We start from the raw sequence: 5530 nt of genomic DNA, 5'->3' as shown, positions 1-5530 counted from the left end.
TACGTTAAGTCCGGCGGCGTCCTACTCTCCCACAAGGTCCCCCTTGCAGTACCATCGGCGCTGAGAGGCTTAGCTTCCGGGTTCGGAATGTGACCGGGCGTTTCCCTCTCGCTATGACCACCGGAACACTCTCGACCAGATCATGCATTTGGTCTCAAAGCTGTCCCAGCTACCATCTTCCGTGAAGAAGACAGAGCGGTGTATTCAGTTTCGATTCCCGATCGTCTGTCGGGAACCACAAAGTGGACGCGAGCCCGTGCAACAAGTGCACGGAAATCAGTGTGTTATCAAGTCTTCGGCTTATTAGTACCGGTCAGCTCCACGGGTCGTTAGTCCCCGCTTCCACATCCGGCCTATCAACCCAGTAGTCTGCTGGGAGCCTCTCACACTCAAGGTGCATGGAAATCTCATCTCGAAGACGGCTTCCCGCTTAGATGCTTTCAGCGGTTATCCGGTCCGAACGTAGCTAATCAGCGGTGCCCTTGGCAGAACAACTGACACACCAGAGGTTCGTCCATCCCGGTCCTCTCGTACTAGGGATAGATCTTCTCAAATTTCCAACGCGCGCAGCGGATAGGGACCGAACTGTCTCACGACGTTCTAAACCCAGCTCGCGTACCGCTTTAATGGGCGAACAGCCCAACCCTTGGGACCTACTCCAGCCCCAGGATGCGACGAGCCGACATCGAGGTGCCAAACCATGCCGTCGATATGGACTCTTGGGCAAGATCAGCCTGTTATCCCCGAGGTACCTTTTATCCGTTGAGCGACAGCGCTTCCACAAGCCACTGCCGGATCACTAGTCCCGACTTTCGTCCCTGCTCGACCTGTCAGTCTCACAGTCAAGCTCCCTTGTGCACTTACACTCGCCACCTGATTGCCAACCAGGTTGAGGGAACCTTTGGGCGCCTCCGTTACTCTTTGGGAGGCAACCGCCCCAGTTAAACTACCCATCAGGCACTGTCCATGAACCCGATCAGGGTCCTACGTTAGACATCCAAAGTGACCAGAGTGGTATTTCAACAATGACTCCACGAACACTAGCGTGCCCGCTTCACAGTCTCCCACCTATCCTACACAAGCCACTCCGAACACCAATACCAAACTGTAGTAAAGGTCACGGGGTCTTTCCGTCCTGCTGCGCGTAACGAGCATCTTTACTCGTAGTGCAATTTCGCCGAGTTCGCGGTTGAGACAGCTGGGAAGTCGTTACGCCATTCGTGCAGGTCGGAACTTACCCGACAAGGAATTTCGCTACCTTAGGATGGTTATAGTTACCACCGCCGTTTACTGGGGCTTAAATTCAGAGCTTCGCCCAAAGGCTAACCCTTCCTCTTAACCTTCCAGCACCGGGCAGGCGTCAGTCCGTATACATCGTCTTGCGACTTCGCACGGACCTGTGTTTTTAGTAAACAGTCGCTTCCCACTGGTCTCTGCGGCCTTCAACGCTCACGGAGTAAATCCGGTCACGTGTCCGGCCCCCCTTCTCCCGAAGTTACGGGGGCATTTTGCCGAGTTCCTTAACCACGATTCTCTCGATCTCCTTGGTATTCTCTACCTGACCACCTGAGTCGGTTTCGGGTACGGGCGGCTGCAACCTCGCGTCGATGCTTTTCTCGGCAGCATAGGATCACTGATTTCCCCTTACGGGTACGCGTCGGATCTCAGGCACACAGACGACGGATTTGCCTATCGTCAGCCCTACATCCTTACACCAGGTTCACCTTACGGATACCATCGCCTGGCTCAGCTACCTTCCTGCGTCACACCTGTTCATACGCTAACCGCACCAGCATGGGGTCGAGCGTTAGACCGGCCACCATCACCCCGAAGGGATCCGGTTGTACCGGGTTAGGACTCTTAGCACCACTGGATTAGCTTGGGCGGTTGTTCGCCGGTACGGGAATATCAACCCGTTGTCCATCGACTACGCCTGTCGGCCTCGCCTTAGGTCCCGACTTACCCAGGGCGGATTAACCTGGCCCTGGAACCCTTGGTCTTTCGGAGGACGGGTTTCTCACCCGTCTTTCGCTACTCATGCCTGCATTCTCACTCGTGTAGCGTCCACGGCTGGATCACTCCGCCGCTTCACTCGCCACACGACGCTCTCCTACCACTCCGCACGACTGAACCACGAAGGCTTGTCTATAGTGCGAAATCTACAACTTCGGTGGTGTGCTTGAGCCCCGTTACATTGTCGGCGCGGAATCACTTGACCAGTGAGCTATTACGCACTCTTTCAAGGGTGGCTGCTTCTAAGCCAACCTCCTGGTTGTCTGTGCAACTCCACATCCTTTCCCACTTAGCACACGCTTAGGGACCTTAGTTGGTAGTCTGGGTTGTTTCCCTCTCGACGATGAAGCTTATCCCCCACCGTCTCACTGCTGCGCTCTCACTCACCGGCATTCGGAGTTTGGCTGACGTCAGTAACCTGTTGAGGCCCATCGGCCATCCAGTAGCTCTACCTCCGGCGAGAAACACGCAACGCTGCACCTAAATGCATTTCGGAGAGAACCAGCTATCACGAAGTTTGATTGGCCTTTCACCCCTATCCACAGCTCATCCCCTCCATTTTCAACTGAAGTGGGTTCGGTCCTCCACGACGTCTTACCGTCGCTTCAACCTGGCCATGGATAGATCACTTCGCTTCGGGTCTAGAACATGCGACTCAAACGCCCTATTCAGACTCGCTTTCGCTACGGCTGCCCCTCACGGGTTAACCTCGCCACATATCACTAACTCGCAGGCTCATTCTTCAAAAGGCACGCCGTCACCCCTACTAAGGAGGCTCCGACGGTTTGTAAGCAAACGGTTTCAGGTACTATTTCACTCCCCTCCCGGGGTACTTTTCACCTTTCCCTCACGGTACTTGTCCGCTATCGGTCATCTGGGAGTATTTAGGCTTATCAGGTGGTCCTGACAGATTCACACGGGATTTCTCGGGCCCCGTGCTACTTGGGATACACATCCGGCCATAACACCATTTCGTCTACGGGGCTGGCACCCACTACGGCCCGGCTTTCAAACCGGTTCGACTATGATGCGCTGTAACCGTCCCAGTCCGGCAGAACTGAGTGACGTGTCCCACAACCCCGACCATGCAACGCCCGCCGGCTATCACACATGATCGGTTTAGCCTCATCCGCTTTCGCTCGCCACTACTCACGGAATCACATGTTGTTTTCTCTTCCTGTGGGTACTGAGATGTTTCACTTCCCCACGTTCCCTCTACCCGCCCTATATATTCAGGCGGGAGTCACCAGGTCGCAAAACGCCTGGCGGGGTTTCCCCATTCGGAAATCCTCGGATCGAGGCTCGATTATCAGCTCCCCGAGGCTTATCGCAGATTTCTACGTCCTTCATCGGCTCCAGATGCCAAGGCATCCACCGTTTGCTCTTAGAAACTTGACCACAAAGATTAAAATTGCGATCCAACGTCACCAATCAACAACCCGAGGGCTGATCATGGATGACGCGAATCAAAGATGCTCGCGTCCACTGTGTAGTTCTCAACATACGATCGGCACCAGCACTCCCCCACCACAACGGTAGGTTCACCCTGGCCCGACGAAGGACCCGTAGGCCCAACCCCCACCACCACTCACGTGACGACAGGAAGCCTGGTCCCTCAGGACCCAACAACGTGCACCAGCCAGTCGCTCCACACCCGACCCGTCCCAACCCTGCAAGCAGAGCGTACTGAGGTCGGAAGCATCACTCCCAACTGCACTGTCAATGTTCCACCCATGAGCTACCCGTCGGACACGTTCGGTCCGAATCAGGCGCCTGGACACCGCAAGCGGTGCCAGTTGCTCCTTAGAAAGGAGGTGATCCAGCCGCACCTTCCGGTACGGCTACCTTGTTACGACTTAGTCCTAATCACCGATCCCACCTTCGACGGCTCCTTCCACAAGGGTTAGGCCACCGGCTTCGGGTGTTACCGACTTTCATGACTTGACGGGCGGTGTGTACAAGGCCCGGGAACGTATTCACCGCAGCGTTGCTGATCTGCGATTACTAGCGACTCCGACTTCATGAGGTCGAGTTGCAGACCTCAATCCGAACTGAGACCGGCTTTTTGGGATTCGCTCCACCTTACGGTATCGCAGCCCTTTGTACCGGCCATTGTAGCATGCGTGAAGCCCAAGACATAAGGGGCATGATGATTTGACGTCATCCCCACCTTCCTCCGAGTTGACCCCGGCAGTCTCCTATGAGTCCCCGGCATAACCCGCTGGCAACATAGAACGAGGGTTGCGCTCGTTGCGGGACTTAACCCAACATCTCACGACACGAGCTGACGACAACCATGCACCACCTGTACACCGACCACAAGGGGGCGACCATCTCTGGCCGTTTCCGGTGTATGTCAAGCCTTGGTAAGGTTCTTCGCGTTGCATCGAATTAATCCGCATGCTCCGCCGCTTGTGCGGGCCCCCGTCAATTCCTTTGAGTTTTAGCCTTGCGGCCGTACTCCCCAGGCGGGGCGCTTAATGCGTTAGCTACGACACAGAAACCGTGGAAAGGTCCCTACATCTAGCGCCCAACGTTTACGGCATGGACTACCAGGGTATCTAATCCTGTTCGCTCCCCATGCTTTCGCTCCTCAGCGTCAGTTACGGCCCAGAGATCTGCCTTCGCCATCGGTGTTCCTCCTGATATCTGCGCATTCCACCGCTACACCAGGAATTCCAATCTCCCCTACCGCACTCTAGTCTGCCCGTACCCACTGCAAGCCCGAGGTTGAGCCTCGGGATTTCACAGCAGACGCGACAAACCGCCTACGAGCTCTTTACGCCCAATAATTCCGGACAACGCTTGCACCCTACGTATTACCGCGGCTGCTGGCACGTAGTTAGCCGGTGCTTTTTCTGCAGGTACCGTCACTTTCGCTTCTTCCCTACTAAAAGAGGTTTACAACCCGAAGGCCGTCATCCCTCACGCGGCGTTGCTGCATCAGGCTTTCGCCCATTGTGCAATATTCCCCACTGCTGCCTCCCGTAGGAGTCTGGGCCGTGTCTCAGTCCCAGTGTGGCCGGTCACCCTCTCAGGCCGGCTACCCGTCGTCGCCTTGGTGAGCCATTACCTCACCAACAAGCTGATAGGCCGCGAGTCCATCCCCAACCAAAAAATCTTTCCACCACCAGACCATGCGGCCAGTGATCATATCCAGTATTAGACGTCGTTTCCAACGCTTATCCCAGAGTCAGGGGCAGGTTACTCACGTGTTACTCACCCGTTCGCCACTAATCCACCCAGCAAGCTGGGCATCATCGTTCGACTTGCATGTGTTAAGCACGCCGCCAGCGTTCGTCCTGAGCCAGGATCAAACTCTCCGTAAAAAAATACAGACCCAACACCCGAAGGCATCAGACCGAGTTGATTCTGACTGTTGACTGTCTACTGACAATCTTCAATCCAAAAGGAATTGCTTCATGACCCAGTCAGCAAGCCGACCAGGCACGAGGTCAATCAATAAATTGGCATTGACAATGTGCACGCTGTTGAGTTCTCAAGGACCAGACGCACT

3 rRNA genes are annotated in these 5530 nt (G+C 55.4%); all 3 read right to left on the bottom strand.

Annotated elements, in window-relative coordinates:
* Nucleotides 1–8: 8 nt before the first annotated feature.
* Nucleotides 9–125 (bottom strand): 5S ribosomal RNA (rrf, locus tag DEJ00_RS18135).
* Between the two features lie 158 nt (nucleotides 126–283).
* Nucleotides 284–3411, bottom strand: a 23S ribosomal RNA gene (locus tag DEJ00_RS18130).
* A 409-nt stretch (nucleotides 3412–3820) separates the two neighbouring features.
* Nucleotides 3821–5342 (bottom strand): 16S ribosomal RNA (locus tag DEJ00_RS18125).
* Together the 16S, 23S and 5S rRNA genes form the textbook arrangement of a ribosomal RNA operon.
* Between the last annotated feature and the right edge of the window lie 188 nt (nucleotides 5343–5530).

Origin of the sequence: Curtobacterium sp. MCLR17_039 (genome assembly GCF_003234745.1) — a bacterium.
Lineage (GTDB): Bacteria > Actinomycetota > Actinomycetes > Actinomycetales > Microbacteriaceae > Curtobacterium > Curtobacterium flaccumfaciens.
This window is presented reverse-complemented; position numbering and strand designations above follow the sequence as displayed.